The 16,802-nt window shown below is 70.3% G+C and carries 13 protein-coding genes; 9 read left to right on the forward strand and 4 right to left on the reverse strand.

Annotation, left to right across the window (positions count from 1 at the left end; translation table 11 throughout):
* Window positions 1-100 precede the first annotated feature (100 nt).
* Complete coding sequence (locus VPH46_RS07830) at window positions 101-475, reverse strand: hypothetical protein (protein WP_416610258.1); 375 nt, start codon at window positions 473-475, stop codon at window positions 101-103.
* Between the two features lie 136 nt (window positions 476-611).
* Window positions 612-1,094, reverse strand: a complete 483-nt coding sequence (locus tag VPH46_RS07835) for a peroxiredoxin (protein WP_132882129.1) — start codon at window positions 1,092-1,094, stop codon at window positions 612-614.
* A 110-nt stretch (window positions 1,095-1,204) separates the two neighbouring features.
* Between VPH46_RS07835 and VPH46_RS07840 the strand changes: the two genes are divergently transcribed.
* The 9 genes from VPH46_RS07840 (at window position 1,205) to trxA (ending at window position 14,775) form a co-directional block, all read left to right on the forward strand.
* Window positions 1,205-1,765, forward strand: coding sequence for a YqgE/AlgH family protein (locus tag VPH46_RS07840; RefSeq protein WP_416610260.1), 561 nt, complete (start codon window positions 1,205-1,207; stop codon window positions 1,763-1,765).
* Window positions 1,766-1,905: 140 nt separating this feature from the next.
* A complete protein-coding gene (gene ahcY, locus VPH46_RS07845; protein ID WP_416610280.1) occupies window positions 1,906-3,312 on the forward strand; it encodes an adenosylhomocysteinase in 1,407 nt (468 codons plus the stop codon).
* Window positions 3,313-3,493: 181 nt separating this feature from the next.
* Window positions 3,494-5,839, forward strand: coding sequence for a PAS-domain containing protein (locus VPH46_RS07850; protein WP_416610262.1), 2,346 nt, complete (start codon window positions 3,494-3,496; stop codon window positions 5,837-5,839).
* On the forward strand, window positions 5,836-6,288 hold the full coding sequence (gene tsaE / locus VPH46_RS07855; RefSeq protein WP_132882132.1) for a tRNA (adenosine(37)-N6)-threonylcarbamoyltransferase complex ATPase subunit type 1 TsaE: 453 nt from the start codon (window positions 5,836-5,838) through the stop codon (window positions 6,286-6,288). Before VPH46_RS07850 ends, tsaE begins: the two co-directional genes overlap by 4 nt.
* Window positions 6,273-7,256, forward strand: coding sequence for an aminoglycoside phosphotransferase family protein (locus tag VPH46_RS07860; RefSeq protein WP_416610265.1), 984 nt, complete (start codon window positions 6,273-6,275; stop codon window positions 7,254-7,256). The genes tsaE and VPH46_RS07860 overlap by 16 nt, the downstream gene beginning before the upstream one ends.
* A complete protein-coding gene (locus VPH46_RS07865; protein WP_416610267.1) occupies window positions 7,253-8,014 on the forward strand; it encodes a nucleotidyltransferase family protein in 762 nt (253 codons plus the stop codon). The genes VPH46_RS07860 and VPH46_RS07865 overlap by 4 nt, the downstream gene beginning before the upstream one ends.
* On the forward strand, window positions 8,007-10,973 hold the full coding sequence (gene addB / locus VPH46_RS07870) for a double-strand break repair protein AddB (RefSeq protein ID WP_416610269.1): 2,967 nt from the start codon (window positions 8,007-8,009) through the stop codon (window positions 10,971-10,973). Before VPH46_RS07865 ends, addB begins: the two co-directional genes overlap by 8 nt.
* Window positions 10,960-14,403, forward strand: a complete 3,444-nt coding sequence (gene addA / locus VPH46_RS07875) for a double-strand break repair helicase AddA (RefSeq protein ID WP_416610271.1) — start codon at window positions 10,960-10,962, stop codon at window positions 14,401-14,403. Before addB ends, addA begins: the two co-directional genes overlap by 14 nt.
* A gap of 51 nt (window positions 14,404-14,454) precedes the next feature.
* Entirely contained in the window at window positions 14,455-14,775 is a 321-nt protein-coding gene (gene trxA / locus VPH46_RS07880; RefSeq protein ID WP_125959739.1) for a thioredoxin TrxA, read from the forward strand.
* 33 nt (window positions 14,776-14,808) lie between these two features.
* Here trxA and VPH46_RS07885 read toward each other — a convergent pair whose 3' ends face one another.
* Together VPH46_RS07885 and argJ are read right to left on the reverse strand one after the other, a co-directional pair.
* Window positions 14,809-15,606 (reverse strand): inositol monophosphatase family protein, encoded by a 798-nt coding sequence (locus VPH46_RS07885; protein WP_416610273.1) that lies wholly within the window; start codon window positions 15,604-15,606, stop codon window positions 14,809-14,811.
* 4 nt (window positions 15,607-15,610) lie between these two features.
* On the reverse strand, window positions 15,611-16,802 hold a 1,192-nt coding region (gene argJ / locus VPH46_RS07890; RefSeq protein ID WP_416610275.1), incomplete at its 5' end, for a bifunctional glutamate N-acetyltransferase/amino-acid acetyltransferase ArgJ.

Raw genomic sequence — 16,802 nt, forward strand, 5'->3', positions numbered from 1 at the left:
GCGCCAGCGCGCAAGCCCGGGCGCAAGGATGGAGGCAAAGACCGCCGGTGCCCTGGCAGGCACCGGCGGCGCATGGGACGCGGCTTCGCCGCTCGCGGGCTTACTTGCTGTTGGACTTGCTGGCGGTGCTGCCGCTCTTGCTGGAAGCCGACTTGCCGCTCGAGCTGCTGCCGGTGCCGCTCGCCGACTTGGTCTTTGCGCCGGTCTTCTTCTTGTCGATCAGCTTGGACGCACCGAACGCTGCGCCCGCAATGGCGGCGGCCGCACCTGCGACGATCGCAGCGGTGGTGCCGGGCTTCTTCTTGACCGCGGCCGTGGTGCTCTTCGCAGCGCCGCTGATCGCTTCCTTGCTGCGACCGGCGGCATCGGCGATCGCTTCCTTGCTCTTGTCGAGCTGCACGTGCGCCTTGTCGGCGAAGCTGGTCTTCTCGGCCTCGGTGGTGCCGTTCGTGTTGGTCGACGTGGTTGCGTTCATCGGGGTGCCTCCCATCGGTCAATGTGGTCGCGTAACGAGAAACCAACTCGTGGCCCTTGCGGCGGTTCCGGTGGGGAGGTGCGGGAACGGCTGCTCCGCCGTTCCCGTGCCACGCGTCAGCGGAGCAGTGCCGGCCTCACAGCGTCTCCAGCAAATGCTCGGCCGAGCTTACCCGGAACTCGCCGGGTTGCTCGACGTGGAGCGCCTCGACCACGCCGTCGTTGATCACCATGGCATAGCGCTGCGCGCGCGTGCCCATGCCGAATTTCGACCCGTCGAGTTCCAGCCCCACCGCGCGAGCGAAGGCGCCGTTGCCGTCGGCGAGCATCGTGACCTTGTCGCCCACTCCGTTGGCGTCGCCCCAGGCCTTCATCACGAAGGCGTCGTTGACGGCGGTGCAGGCGATCTCGTCGATGCCTTTGGCGCGGATCTCGGCCGCCTTCTCGACGAATCCGGGCAGGTGGCGCGCGGAGCAGGTGGGGGTGAAGGCGCCGGGCACCGAAAACAGGGCGACGCGACGGCCCTGAAAGAAGCTGGCGGTGTCGACCTGCTCGGGGCCGTCGGCCGTTACCTTGGCAAAAGTGGCGTCGGGCAGGCGATCGCCCACTTGGATGGTCATGAATTTCTCCCTGTTGCGCACCCGGCCGGGTGCGCGCGCGTAGCTAGGGTGCGTCGAAGCGGCTTTTCAAGCGGTGGCGGAAGGGCGGACCCGGCGCTATGTTCCAACTCATGGATAAAGCAGCGTTTCTGGTCGGTCAGTTCCTGTTGGCGATGCCCGGCATCGGCGACCGGCGGTTCGAACATGCGGTGATTGCGATCTGCGCCCATGATGAAAAGGGCGCGATGGGGGTCGGTGTCGGCGAAACCGTGGAGGGGCTGGGCCTGCACGACCTGCTGCGCCAGTTCGAGTTGCGGACGGACCTGGTGGCGGACCTGCCGGTCCATGTCGGCGGCCCCGTGGAGCCCCGCCGCGGCTTCGTGCTCCACAGCAAGGATTGGGGCGGGCAGGACACGATCGACGTCGCGGGGCGCTGGTCGCTGTCCGGCACGATCGACGTGCTGCGCGCGATCTCCGATGGCACGGGGCCGGAGCAATTCCTGGTCGCGCTGGGCTTCGCCGGCTGGGAGTCGGGGCAGCTCGAAGGCGAGCTGTCACGCCACGGCTGGTTCAACACGCCGTCGGAACCCGACCTCCTGTACGATGTGCCCGCGGGGGAGCGGTGGGAGCGTTACTTCATCGCCGCCGGCATCGATCCGCGCCTGCTGGTGTCGGCGACCGGCACCGCCTGAGCGCCCGGTTCGGCACCGCTTCGGACGCGACATATAAAGAACTCTTTATATAGCTGATTGCGCCCGCGCGGGGGCTCGGCTACTGGCGCGGCATGCCGCGCGCCATGTTGGGCGCGCACCGGTTCGACAGGAGATATTTCGTGGCCACCGTGCTCGACACCCAGGATTATGTCATCAAGGACATCAGCCTTGCCGGCTTCGGCCGCAAGGAAATCGAGATCGCCGAAACCGAGATGCCCGGCCTCATGTCGCTGGTCGAGGAATTCGGCGCGTCGCAGCCGCTGAAGGGCGCGCGCATTACCGGCTCGCTGCACATGACGATCCAGACGGCAGTGCTGATCGAGACGCTGGCGAAGCTCGGCGCCGAGCTGCGCTGGGCGTCGTGCAACATCTTCTCGACCCAGGATCATGCCGCCGCCGCCATCGCCGCGTCGGGCATCCCGGTGTTCGCCGTGAAGGGCGAGACGCTGGAGGAATATTGGGATTACGTGACCCGCATTTTCGACTGGGGTCAGGACACTACCTGCAACATGATCCTGGACGACGGCGGCGACGCGACCATGTTCGCGCTGTGGGGCGCGCGCGTCGAGGCGGGCGAGACGCTGTTCACGCCGACCAACGAAGAGGAAGAGATCTTCGTCGCGACGCTCAACCGCTTCCTCAAGGAGCGTCCCGGCTACCTCACCAAGACGGTGCAGGCGATCAAGGGTGTGTCGGAAGAGACCACCACCGGCGTCCACCGCCTCTATGAGCTCGCCAAGCAGGGCAAGCTCCCGTTCCCGGCGATCAACGTCAACGACTCGGTCACCAAGTCGAAGTTCGACAACCTCTACGGCTGCAAGGAATCGCTGGTCGACGCGATCCGCCGCGCGACCGACGTCATGCTCGCCGGCAAGGTGGCATGCGTCGCGGGCTTCGGCGACGTGGGCAAGGGTTCGGCGGCGTCGCTGCGCAACGGCGGCGCGCGCGTGCTGGTGACCGAAGTCGATCCGATCTGCGCGCTGCAGGCGGCGATGGAAGGCTATGAGGTCGTGACGATGGAGGACGCGGCCACCCGCGCCGACATCTTCGTCACCGCGACCGGCAACGCCGACGTCATCACGCTCGACCACATGCGCGCGATGAAGAACATGGCGATCGTGTGCAACATCGGCCACTTCGACAGCGAGATCCAGATCGCGGGCCTCAACAACCTGAAGTGGACCGAGATCAAGCCGCAGGTCGACGAGGTCGAGTTCGCCGACGGCAAGAAGATCATCGTCCTCGCCAAGGGCCGCCTGGTGAACCTGGGCTGCGCGACCGGCCACCCGTCGTTCGTCATGTCCTCGTCCTTCACCAACCAGGTGCTGGCGCAGATCGAGCTTTGGACCAAGTCGGACGAATATAAGAACGACGTCTACGTCCTGCCGAAGCACCTCGACGAGAAGGTCGCGGCGCTGCACCTGGAGAAGCTGGGCGTGAAGCTGTCCAAGCTCAGCCAGAAGCAGGCCGACTACATCGGAGTGCCGGTCGAGGGCCCGTTCAAGCCGGACCACTACCGCTACTAAGTAACACCGCCGCACTGCGGAAGGCATGGAAGGGCGGGGTGCCGACAGGCGCCTCGCCCTTTCGCTTTTCCGGGCGACAAAGCGACGCGCCCGTGCTGCGGTGCGAATGGCGCTGGGCGACGAGATCGCCTAAACCGCCGGCGATGAGGGCATTCGCACGGCCGCGGGGACGAACGCGGCGATGATCATTCTGAACCCCGTCTCGGCGATCCTGGCCGGGGCGATCCTGGCGCTGGTGCTGGTGGGGGCGGTGTGGGCGCTTGGCGCCGGGCTGTGGCTGCGCAGGCGCGCGCGTGCCGGGATCGCGGCGGCGAGCATCGACGCGACCCTGGTGCAGGCATCGCCCGCGCAGGCGATGCTGGTGCGCGCCGACGGTCGCGTGGAGATGCCGCCGCAGCTCGCGCAATGGCTGGGGCTGTCGGCGATGCCGCAGACGCTGGCCGACCTCACGGGAATGGACGAGGGGCTCGATCCCACCAGTGCCGAGGCGCTGTTGCGCGAGATCGGCGGTGCGCAGCGCGCCGCGCGGCCGTTCCGGATCGAGGTCCGCGCGCGCGGTGCCGCCCGGACGCTGACGGCGAGCGGCGAGCGCGCACCCGCGTCGCTGGAGCCGCACGGCGGCGCGCTCGTCTGGTTCTTCGACGCGACCGAGTTCCAGTCGGAGATCGGCACGCTTTCGCGCGAGATCGAGGAGTATCGCAGCGGCTTCGATGCGCTGTCGGGGCTGATCGAGGCTGCGCCGATGCCGATGTGGTATCGGGACGGCGATCTCCGGCTGGCGATGGTCAACAGCGCCTATGTGCGCGCGGTGGATGCGTTCGACGCCCGCGAAGTGCTGGCCCGTCAGGCGGAGCTGGTCGACGGCGACGGCATGGGCGGGCCGCTCGGCAGTGCGTTGATCGCGCGAGACACGGGCCAACCGCAGGCAAGCGTCATGCCGGCGACGATCGGCGGCGCGCGGCGCATGCTGCGCGTCCACGACGTGCCGCTGCCAGAGGGGGGCATCGCCGGCTTCGCGGTCGACATCCATGACGTCGAGGAGATGCGGGCGGGGATGAAGCGCTTCCGCCTCGCGCAGCGCGCGGTGCTCGACCGGCTCTCGGCAGGCGTGGTGCAATTCTCCGCCGACCGGTCGCTGGAGTTCTGCAACCAGCCATTCCGCCGCATCTTTGGAATGCGCGGCGAGTGGCTCGCCGACCGTCCCGAGTTCGACCGCGTGCTCGAACGGATGCGCGAGGCGAAGCGCCTGCCGGAAGTACGCGACTTCCCCGGCTGGAAGCAGGAGCGGCGCGCGTGGTTCCGCGCGGCCGAGGCGGTGGAGGAGCCGTGGCACCTGCCGGGCGGCACCTATCTGCGCGTCGTCGCCCAGCCGATGCCGGAAGGCGGGCTGCTGCTGATCTTCGAGGATCGCACGGAGCAGGTGCAGCTGGCGAGCGCGCGCGACACGCTGCTGCGGGTGCGTACCGCCACGTTCGACAATCTGTTCGAGGCGCTCGGCGTCTTCTCGGCCGACGGCCGGCTGCAGCTGTGGAACAGCAAGTTCCGCCAGCTGTGGGGACTGGAGGAAGCGTTCCTCAACGACCATCCGCGCGTGGACGTGCTGGCGGAGCAGGCGGCGCCGATGCTGGCCAACCCGTCGCGCGCGGTGCTGATCCCCGAACTGATCCGGTTCGCCACCGTCCAGCGCATCCAGCGCAGCGGTCATTTCGCGATGGCGGACGGGCGGCACTATCAGTTTGGCGCCGTGCCGCTGCCGGACGGTAATGCACTGCTGACGATGCTCGACATCTCCGACAGCCGACGCATCGAGCAGGCCCTGCGCGATCGCAACGAGGCGCTGGAGGCGGGGGACCGCACCAAGACGGCGTTCCTGGCGGCGATGAGCTACGAGCTGCGCACGCCGCTCACGTCGATCAAGGGTTTCACCGAGATGCTGCACGGCGGCTATGCTGGCGCGCTCAGTGAAGACGGTGCGCGCTATACCGGCGCGATCCTGGAATCGGTCGACCGGCTCGGCGAACTGATCGACGACGTGCTCGACTTGACCGCAAGCGAAGGCGCGCCGCTGCAACGCGCGGAGGTCGACCTGGCACCACTCGCTCGGGCGATGGCCGCGGACATGCTGCCGGCCGCCGCCGCCAAGCGGATCGAACTGGTGGTGGAGGTGGACCCGTCTGTCGGGAGCATCGTCGGCGATGCCCGGCGGATCGGCCAGGCGATCGCTCACCTGCTCGACCACGCGATCGCCGGCACCCGCGATCGGGGACGGGTGCTGCTGCACGCGGACGGCGATGCCGAGAAGGCCCGCATCATCGTGTCGGATGACGGCCCCGGGATGGACGCCAACACGGCCGCGCATGCGCTCGATCGGTTCGCGCCGGGTGGTGCCCTGCGCCGGGGCGAGCGAGCCCTGGGGCTGGGGCTGCCGCTCGCACGGCGCATCGTCGAGGCGCACGGCGGCACCATCGCGCTGGTGTCGGAACAGGGTGCGGGCACGCTGGTCACGATCGAGGTGCCGCGAGGATGAATGACCTGCTGCTGCATAGCCCCGAAGAAGCGCATGCGTTCGGCGCCGCGCTGGCGCGCGTCGCCAACCCCGGCGATGCGATTGCGCTTTCCGGGCCGTTGGGAGCCGGCAAGACCAGCATCGCGCGCGGGCTGCTTGCGGCGCTCGGGCTGATGGAGGAAGCGCCGTCGCCCAGCTTCGCGATCGTCCAGCCCTATGAGCCGCCGGAGACGCGCTTTCCCGTGCTCCACGTCGACCTGTATCGCATCGAACATGCGGACGAGGCCGAGGAGCTTGGCCTGGACGAGGCGCGGCTCGACGCGCTGCTGGTGGTCGAATGGCCCGAGCGGCTGCCGGACAGCGCCTGGGAAGACGCGCTCTGGCTCACCCTTACCCCCGAAGCCGATGGCACCCGCCGCTTGACAGCGAAGGTGCCACCGTCATGGAAAGCACGATGGCCGCTGACATGAACCCGCCCGCCGCGGCGCCCGCCTTTCTCGCAGCACATGGATGGGGAGGGGCCGAGGTGGTCCCGCTCGCCGGCGATGCGTCCTTCCGCCGCTATTTCCGTGCGCTGGATGCCGGCCGCAGCGCCGTGCTGATGGACTCGCCGCCCAAGCTGGAGGACCAGCGTCCCTTCGTGGAACTCGCTCGCTGGCTGACGGAGCGCGGCTTTCGCGCGCCGGCGATCCTGGCCGAGGACGCGGCCGAGGGGCTGGTGCTGCTGGAGGACTTCGGCGACGCCCGGCTGCGCGAGACCGCGGACGCCGCGCCCGAAAGCGAGCTGCGGCTCTACGGGGATGCGGTCGACGTGCTGATCCGCCTGCGCGACCATCCGGCGGCGCCGGTGCCGGCCTATGACCGCAGCGTCTATCTGCGCGAAGTGATGCTGCTGCCGGAATGGTACTGCCCCGCGATCGGCCTGGAGGTCGACGTACCGGGGTATCGTGCCGCATGGGAGGCCGTGCTCGATACCGTCGACGGCGGCGAGGCCGTGACGGTGCTGCGCGACTATCACGCCGAAAACCTGATGCTGATCGAGGGCGAGGCGGAGACGCTGGGGCTGCTCGACTTCCAGGACGCGCTCGCGGGGCACCCGGCCTATGACTTGGTGTCGCTGCTCCAGGATGCGCGGCGCGACGTTTCCCAGGCGCTGGAGGAGGCGATGCTCGACCGTTATCGCCGCACGACGGGCGTGGGGGAGGAGTTCCTAGACGCCTACCATGTTCTGGGCGCGCAGCGGAACGCCAAGATCGTCGGCATCTTCGCGCGGCTGTGGCAGCGCGACGGCAAGCCGCGCTACGCGGCGCTCTGCCCGCGCGTCTGGCGCTATCTGGAGCGCGATCTTGCCCAGCCGGTGCTGGCGCCCGTCGCCGCTTGGTTCGACGCCAACATCCCCGCCGAACTGCGGGGCGATCCGATGCAGGTGCGCGCATGAGCAAGGCCATGACCCTGTCGCTGCGCCCGAACCCGGACGTGGCGGTGCCGGAGACCGCGATGGTGATGGCCGCCGGTCTGGGCAAGCGGATGCGCCCGCTCACCGCCACCCGGCCCAAGCCGCTGGTGTGCGTGGCGGGCAAGCCGCTGATCGATCACGTCTTCGACCGGCTGCGCGCGGCGGGCATCAAGCGCGCGGTGGTCAACGTCCACTATCTGGCCGACGTTCTGGAGGCGCACCTGCGCGCGCGGGTGAAGGACATGGAGGTGCTCGTTTCCGACGAGCGTGCCCAACTGATGGAAACGGGCGGCGGCCTGGTTCAGGCGCGCGAGCTGATCGGCGACAAGCCGTTCGTTTGCGTGAACAGCGACAATCTGTGGGTCGATGGGCCAGTGGACGCGATCCGGCTGCTGGCCGAGGCCTGGGACGACACGCGGATGGATGCGCTGCTGCTGCTGGTGCCGCTTGCCCGTGCGGCAAGCCATAGCGGTCATGGCGACTTCCACCTCGATCCGACCGGCCGCATTACCCGTCGCCGCCAGCCGGGGCGGCTTGCGCCGTTCGTCTTCACCGGCGTGCAGATCCTGTCGCCGCGGGTGATCGCCGATTGGCCGGAAGGGCCGTTCTCCACGAACATCTTCTGGGAGCGCGCGCTGGAGGCCGGGCGGCTGTGGGGCCTGGTCCATGAGGGGCTGTGGTTCGACGTCGGCACCCCGGGGGCGATCAAGGAGACCGAGGCGGCGCTCGCCGATGGCTGAGGCCCCGCGGCTTCGGCTTTTCTCCATTCCGCCGCACCGGGCGTTCGCCGACGCGCTCGCGAACGGTCTGCTGCGCCAGTACGGGCGCGACCCGATGGCGCTGGCGCGCGGCTTCGTGCTGTTGCCCAACAACCGCGCCAAGCGCGCGATCACCGACGCCTTCGTGCGCGCGAGCAACGGCGGCCTGCTGATGCCGCGACTGGTGGCGGTCGGCGACCCGGAGATCGACGAGGCGGTGGGGCCGTTCGCGGACCCCGCCGACGACCTTGATCCGATCCCGCCTGCGGTCGCGCCGCTCGCGCGCCGCATGATCCTGTCGCGGCTGGTGGCGGAGGAGCGCGCGCGCGCCGGCCGTCCGGTGGATGCCGCAGAGGCGGTGCGTCTCGCGGGCGATCTCGCCCGTACGCTCGACCAGTTGCTGGTGGAGGAAGTCGAGCCCGACGCACTCAAGCGGATCTCGTTCGACGAGCCGCTCCAGACCCATTGGGAACGCTCGCTCGCAATGTTCGAGACGGTGCTGGTGCGCTGGCCCACGGAGCTGGAGGCGCTCGGCCGCATCGACTTGGCGGTGCGGCGCCGGCGCCTGCTCGACCGGCTGATCGCGCGCTGGCGGGCGACACCGCCGCCGAGCTTCGTCTGCGCCGCCGGCATCGCCAGTGCCTCGCCGGTGATCGCCCGGCTGTTGCGCGCCATCGCCGAACTGCGGCAGGGAAGCGTCGTGCTCTCCGGCCTCGCCATCGACATGGACGATGCGGAGTGGGACCTGCTCGGCCCGCACGAGCCGGACCCGGTCACCGGCCGTCGTCGACGCTCGCTCGAGACCCACCCGCAGTTCCAGCTGAAGCTGCTGCTCGATCGGATGGGGGTGGGCCGGCGCGAGTTCGAGACGTGGCGGGCCGGCAGCGAGCATGACGCGCGCCCCGCGCGCAGCCGCACGATCGAAAGTGCTCTCGCGCCTGCCGAGCGCACGCATGGCTGGATCGACCTACCGGCCGAACGCCGCAGCCTTGCGGGCGTGCAGGCGCTGGATGTGCCGACCCCGGCCGAGGAAGCGCAGGCGATCGCCATTGCCATGCGCCAGGCACTGGAAATCCCGGGCAAAACCGCGGCGCTTGTGACGCCGGATCGCGCGCTGGCGCGCCGCGTGTCGGCGCATTGCGCGCGCTGGGGCATCACGGTCGACGATACGGCCGGTCAGCCTCTGTCGGTGCTGCCGCCGGGTACGATGCTGCTCGCGCTCGCCGATGTCGCCGCGCAGGATTTCGCGCCACTGCCGCTGCTGGCGCTGCTCAAGCACCCGCTCGCTTGTGCGGAAGAGGGGCGGCTGGAATGGCTGGAGGGCGTGCGGCGGCTTGACCGCGCGCTGCGGGGGCCGCGGCCGGCTCCTGGGCTCGCCGGCCTCGACGCCTTTCTTGCGGATGCGGAAGGGCGCGAGGGTGCGCTTCGGCGTGCGGCGGCACCGTGGTGGGAGAAGACCCGGCCGCTGCTAGCGCCGCTTGCCGAGGCCTATGCCGGGGGCGCACGCCCGCTACCGGAACTGCTTGCAGCATTGCGGGCGACGGCGACGGCGCTGGGTGGCGATGCGCTCTGGTCGCGTCCCGAAGGCCGGGCTGCTGCCGAGCTGCTCGACACGCTGGAGCAGGAGGCGATGCACGGCCCCGCGATGGTGGAGCCGGAGTCCATCGGCCCGATGCTCCGCACGCTGATGGATGAGGTTGCCGTGCGACCGCCGCATGGGGGGCACCCGCGGCTTGCCATCTACGGCCTGCTCGAAGCGCAACTCCAGACTTCCGATCTCACGATTCTGGGCGGGCTCAACGAGGGCGTGTGGCCGGGCCTTCCCGCGCCCGATCCGTGGCTGGCGCCGCGCATCCGGGCGGAGCTTGGTCTGCCAGGCCTCGAACGCCGCATCGGCCTGGCCGCGCACGACCTCGCCAACAGCCTGGGCGCGAAGGAGGTGCTGCTGACCCGCGCCCACCGCGACGCGAGCGGCCCGACGGTGGCCTCGCGCTTCTGGTTGCGGCTGGAGGCGCTGTCGGGCGGGCTTACGCGGGCCCAGGCGCTGGCGCGGTGGACGCATGCGATCGACGATCCGGGCGCTTATGACCCGGCGCCGCGCCCGGCGCCGTGCCCGCCGGTGGCGCTGCGTCCGCGGCAGATTTCCGTCACGGAAGTCGATCGACTGAAGGCGGATCCCTTCGCCTTTTATGCAAAGCGGATGCTGCGGCTCGCGGCACTCGACCCTGTTGATGCCGATCCAAGCGCTGCGTGGCGCGGCACGGCGGTGCATAACGTACTGGAGGAATGGGCGCGTCACGACGGGTTCGATCCGGCGAAGCTCGGCGCGCGCGTCGAGCAGCTTGCCGCCGATCCGCGCACCCACCCGCTGCTGCGCGCGCTGTGGGTGCCGCGGCTGCGCGAGGCGGTCGATTGGATCGCGGGCCAGGTCGCAGCGCAGATGGCCGGCGGCCGCAGCATCCTGGGCGTGGAGGGCGAGGGCAAGATCGACCTCGCGGGCGTCGAGCTGCGCGGCAAGTTCGACCGGATCGACCGGTTGGAGAACGGCGATCTCGCGGTGGTCGACTACAAGACCGGCCAGCCGCCCTCGACCCGCGCGGTGCGCGACGGCTTCAGCCTCCAGCTGGGGCTGCTCGGCATCATGGCGGAGCGTGGCGCCTTCGAGAACATCGGCGGCACTGCCACTGCCTTCGAATATTGGTCGCTCGCCAAGAAGGGCGACGCGTTCGGCTATGTCGCGACGCCGGTCGATCCGGCGGGCAAGTACAACCGCGTGCCGACCGACCGCTTCGTCGCGCTCGCGCTCCATCATTTTACCGAGGCTGCCGCCAACTGGCTGACCGGCGAGGCGCCGTTCACCGCCAAGCTCAAGCCCGAATACGCCCCCTTTGCCGAGTATGACCAGCTGATGCGCCGCGACGAATGGTATGGCCGTGAGTAGCGCCGGCCTGCTTCCCGAACTGCGCGGCAACCAGGCGCGCGCGAGCGATCCCAGCCGCCACGTCTGGCTGTCCGCCTCGGCCGGGACTGGCAAGACGCAGGTACTGACCGCGCGCGTGTTCCGCCTGCTGCTGCGCGGGGTCGAGCCTTCGGCGATCCTGTGCCTGACCTTTACCAAGGCGGGCGCGGCCGAGATGGCCGAGCGCGTCAATGCGCGGCTAGCACGCTGGGTGCGGCTGCCGGAGCAGGACCTGAGGAAGGACCTGTTCGCGCTGGGCGAGGACCCGAACGACGAAGCGCTGATCGCCCGCGCCCGCACACTGTTCGCGCGGGTGCTCGATGCGCCGGGCGGCGGCATCCGCATCCAGACGATTCACAGCTTCTGCCAGACCTTGCTGTCCGCTTTCCCCGTGGAGGCGGGGCTGGTCCCCGGCTTCCGCCCGCTGGAGGCGCGCGAGGAAGCGGCGATGGCGCGCGATGCGCTCGCCGCGATGCTGGTGGAGGAGCAGCGGAAGGGGCGGGTGACGCTGGGCGATGCGATCGCTGCGCTCAGCCTGCGGCTGGGCGAGGGACGGGCGGAGTCGTTCCTGGCCGAATGCGCACGCCGGCCCGACGCGATGGCGGCGCTGCCCGCGGACCTGTCCGGCTTCCTGCGCGACGCGTTCGACCTGCCGCGCGGGGACCTCGACGCCGCGATCTGCGACGGCTGCTGCGACGACGCGTTCGACGTCGACGCACTGCGCGACCTGATGGAGGCGAACCGCGCCTGGGGCACCGCAACGGGGCTGAAGGTCGCTGCCGCCATCGAGACCTGGCTGGAGGCCGATTCTGCCGCCCGTGCCGAGGCATTGGACACGCTCTACGGCCAGTTCTTCACCCAGAAGGATACGCTCAAGAAGGCATCGGCCAAGGTGCTGGCGGCGATGCCCGACTATGACCTGGCGGCGGAAGCGATCGGCAGCCGCTGCGCCGAGCTGGTCGCGATGCGCCGCCGCGCTGCCTATGCCGACCTGCTCGCCGCCGCGCTGGAGGCCGGGCGCCGCTATGCCGCCGCCTATGCCGAGGCGAAGCGGCGCGCGGGCGCGGTCGACTTCAACGACCTGATCGCGCGCACGCTGGCGCTGTTCGGCCAGCCCGGCATCGGCGAGTGGGTGCGCTTCAAGCTCGACCTCGCGACCGAGCACGTCCTGATCGACGAGGCGCAGGACACCAACCCCGAGCAATGGGCGATCGTCCGCGCGCTGGTGGACGAGTTCTTCGCGGGCGAGGGCGCGCGGGTGGCGGGGCTGCGCACCTTGTTCGTAGTCGGCGACTACAAGCAGGCGATCTTCGGCTTCCAGGGCACCGACCCGGTCTATTTCAAGGCGGCACACCAGCTGTTCGACCAGCGCGCGGCGGTCGCGCCGGAGTTCGACACGGAGGCGCAGCCGCTCGACACCCTATCGCTGACCGAAAGCTTCCGCTCGACCGCGCCGGTACTGGAGTTCGTGGACGCGGCGATCGACGCCTTTCCGCAGCCCGGCATGGGGGACATGGAGGAACGGCTCCAGCACGCCAGCCGCGTGGCCGGGCCGGGCACCGTCACCCTGTGGGCACCGACCGTCGAGGAAGCGGGCGAGGGGGAAGAGGGCGAGGAACAGTGGATCGCCGATGCGACCCGCACCCTCGCCGGCAGGATCGCGCGCCAGATCCGCGAGTGGATCGGCACGCTGCCGCTGGAGAGCAAGGGACGCACCCTTGGCGCGGGCGACGTGATGGTGCTGGTCAAGCGTCGCGGCGAACTCGCCTCGCTGATCGTCGCGCGGCTCTATGCGGAAGGGGTGCCGGTCGCGGGCATCGACCGGCTGCGGCTGAACGCGCCGCTGGCGGTGCAGGACCTGTTGTCCGCGATCCGCTTCGCGCTCCAGCCGGACGACGACCTGTCGCTCGCCAACCTGCTGGTCTCGCCGCTGATCGGCTGGAGCCAGGATCAGCTGCTAGCGGCGGCGCTGCGCGAGCGCGGGAGCCTGTGGCGCCACCTGCGGCTGACCCAGCCCGACGAGGCGCTGGCGCCGCTCCACCAGATCCTGCGCCGTGCCGACGTGGCGACGCCCTACCGCTTCCTGGAAGAGCTTCTGTCCGGGCCACTGGAGGGTCGGCGCAAGCTGGTGCTGCGGCTGGGCGAGGAGGCGCGTGATCCGATCGAGGAACTGCTGAACGCCGCATTGAGCTTCGAGCAGGTCTCGACGCCGTCGCTTCAGCGCTTCCTCGACTGGTTCGATCGCGGCGACGTGGAGATCAAGCGCGATCCGTCGCAGGGCGGCGGCGCGGTGCGGGTGATGACCGCGCATGGCGCCAAGGGATTGCAGGCGCCGCTGGTCATCCTGGCGGATGCCTGCATCGATCCGAGCCAGAACCGGCGCGAGACGCTGCTGTGGACGCCCGAGGGGTATGACGGCCCGGCCTTTCCGGTGTTCCGCCCGCGCGCAGGCGAGCGCGACCGGCCGCTCGACGCTGCACTGGCCGAGGCGGATGCCAAGGAACTCGCCGAGCATTGGCGGCTGTTCTACGTCGCAGCCACGCGCGCCGAGGAACGGCTGGTGATCGCGGGGGCGCCGGGATCGCGGGCGCAAGGGGTGGCGCCGCCGCTCAGCTGGCATGCCGCCGCTGCCGCCGGGCTCGATGCGCTGGAGGTGGGCACGGAGGAGGACGGCACGCGCGTGTTCCGCGGCCGAACCCCGGCCAAGCCGATCCCGCAACGCAGCGGTGGCGCGAAGACGGTGGGCGCGGCGAGCGAGCCGGACCCCGCATGGTTGCGTGCGCCAGCGCCCGAGGAGGCGCGTCCGCCGAGGCCGTTGGCGCCTTCGTCGCTGGGCGAGGACGAGGTCGCGGATCCGCCGCCGACCCCGGCGATGCGCGCCGCCGCACAGCGCGGGCGCTTGCTCCACCAGATGTTCGAACGGCTCCCGAGCCTGCCGCCCGCCGAGCGCGCCGCTGCTGGCGACCGCTGGCTGGCGGGCGCGGCGCAGGTCGAGGATGCGGCCGAGCGCCGGCGGATCGTGCGCGATGCGCTGGCGATCCTGGAAGTGCCGCGGTTTGCGCCGCTGTTCGGCCCGGGCGCGCTTGCGGAGGCGCCGATCGCGGCGACGATCGGCGGCACGGTGGTGTCGGGCACGGTCGACCGGCTGCTGATCGAGGAGGACCGCGTGCTGGTGGTCGACTTCAAGACCGGGCGGCGTGCGCCGGAGACAGCGGCCGAGGCGCCGACCTATCACCTGCGGCAGATGGCGGCCTATGCGGCGGCGCTGGCGGTGATCTTTCCCGGCCGCAGGATCGAGGCGGCGCTGCTCTATACGGCGGTGCCGCGGCTGATCGAGCTGCCGGACGAACTGCTCGACCAGCACAAGCCGCGCTTGGCCGCTCGGGAGCAAAGCTTGGCCTCGGACGGTTGAGACCGCGCCCGCCCGAACCTAGGTAACGCAGCGACAAAGGAGATTACGACAATGGCGACCAAGGCGATCACCGATAGCAGCTTCCAGGCCGATGTCCTCGATGCGGGCAAGCCGGTGCTGGTGGACTTCTGGGCGGAATGGTGCGGCCCGTGCAAGATGATCGGCCCGTCGCTCGAGGAAATCTCCGAGGAACTCGGCGAGGAAGTGACCATCGCCAAGCTCAACATCGACGAGAACCCCGACGCGCCGGGCAAGTACGGCGTGCGCGGCATCCCGACGATGATCCTGTTCAAGAACGGCCAGCCCACCGCCACCAAGGTCGGTGCCGCGCCCAAGGGCCAGATCAAGGGCTGGCTCCAGGGCGAGCTCTAAGCAGCAAAGGGCCGGCATACGCCGGCCCTTCTTTTATCCGAATATCAGCGGCGCGGCCTTTTTCCATAGTTCCGGCGAAGCGGCGCTGAGCATGCCCCGGCGATTGTCGCCGACGCGGTACGGCGAGCCATCCGCGCGGGCGGCGCGCCCGCCGGCTTCCTCCAGGAAGAGGACGCCCGCGGCGTGGTCCCAGGGCAGGGTGCGCTGGAACAGGGCGAGGTCGTTCTCGCCGAGCACCAGCCGCGGATATTGCTCGGCAGCGCAGCGCGGGATCTCGACCAGCGTCAGCTTGCCCGAGACGCGCTCGGCCAGCGCGGCGCGATCCTCGTCCGACATGAAGTACGTCGCGAGCGCCGCGACCGGCTCGGCCGCACCCGTCGCTCGCGCGGTCACCGGCTCTCCGTCGATGAAGGCGCCGCCGCCGCGGACGGCGTGGCACATGCGGTCAGCCACCGGATCGTAGAGCCAGCCGGCCTGCGGGACGCCATCTTCGACGAGTGCGATCATCATCCCGAACGGCGTCTTGCCGGCCGCGAAATTGTTGGTGCCGTCGACGGGGTCGATCAGCCACACGCGGCCGCTCCCCACCGTGTCGAGCAGCGTCGGGTCTGCCGCGCATGCCTCTTCGCCCACGATGCGCGCGTCCGGATCGATGCCGGCGAGCCCGCGGGCAAGCTCCACCTCCGCCTCCCGGTCCGCGATGGTGACCAGGTCGTCCTTCGCCTTTTCCTCGATGTCGGCGGCGTCGAGGTGGCGGAAGCGCGGCAGGACGACCGCCGCCGCTACCTCGCGCAGCAACGTGCAGACGGCGGTGTGGCGGGCGTCGGTCATGGGGTCAGCTCCGATAGTCGGCGTTGATCGAGATATAGCCGTGGGTGAGATCGCAGGTCCAAACCGTCGCGCGGCCCTCGCCGAGCCCCAGGTCGACGCCGATCTCGACCGTCTGCCCCTTCAGATGCTCGGCAACCGGCGCTTCGTCGTAGCCGGTGACGGCAAGCCCGTCGCGCGCCACCTGCGTGGTGCCGAAGCGGATCGAGAGCTTGTCGCGCTCGGCCGGTTCTCCGGCCTTGCCGACTGCCATGACGACGCGGCCCCAGTTGGCGTCCTCGCCGGCGATCGCGGTCTTCACCAGCGGCGAGTTGGCGATGCTCATCGCAATCCGGTGCGCGCTGCGGTCGCTCTCGGCGCCCTCCACATCGATCTGGATGAACTTCGACGCGCCCTCACCGTCGCGCACGACCTGCTGGGCGAGGCTGAGGCAGACGTCGAAGAGGGCGGCGGCGAACGCATCGGCGCCGTCGCTGTCGGCATCCACCAGCGGCGTGTTGCCGGCCTGGCCGGTCGCGAACGCCAGCACCGTGTCGCTGGTCGAGGTGTCGCCGTCGACCGTGATGCACGAGAAGCTCTTGGTGTTGGCCGCCGACAGCGCCGACTGGAGGAAGGCCGGATCGACCGCCGCGTCGGTGAAGACGAAGCCCAGCATGGTCGCCATGTCCGGCGCGATCATGCCCGAGCCCTTGACGATGCCGACCAGCGTCACCGTTCGGCCGCCGACGATCGCGGTGGCGGTCGCGGCCTTGGCGAAGGTGTCGGTGGTCATGATCGTCTCTGCCGCGGCTTCCCAGCTGCACGGTTCGGCCACGAAGGCGGCGTCGAGCCCGGCCTCGGCCTTGTCGATCGGTAGCGGCACGCCGATCACGCCGGTGGAGGCGACGAACACGTCCGAGGGCTGGCAGCCGAGGTGCGCGGCGGCGCGGGCGGCGACGGCCTCCACCGCCTCACGGCCGCGGTGGCCGGTGAAGGCGTTGGAGTTGCCGGCGTTCACCACCAGCGCGCGCGCCTGGCCCAGCACCAGCGCCTTGCGGCACCATTCGACCTCGGGCGACGGGCAGCGGCTCTGCGTCAGCACACCGGCGACGGAGGTGCCGGCTTCCAGCGTGACGAAGGTGAGGTCGCAACGATCCCATGCCTTGTAGCGCGCGCGGGCGACGCGCGGGGTCACGCCCGCGATCGGCGGCAGGGCGGGG

Source organism: Sphingomonas sp. MJ1 (PH-R8) (genome assembly GCF_048058635.1).
Taxonomy (GTDB): Bacteria; Pseudomonadota; Alphaproteobacteria; order Sphingomonadales; family Sphingomonadaceae; genus Sphingomonas.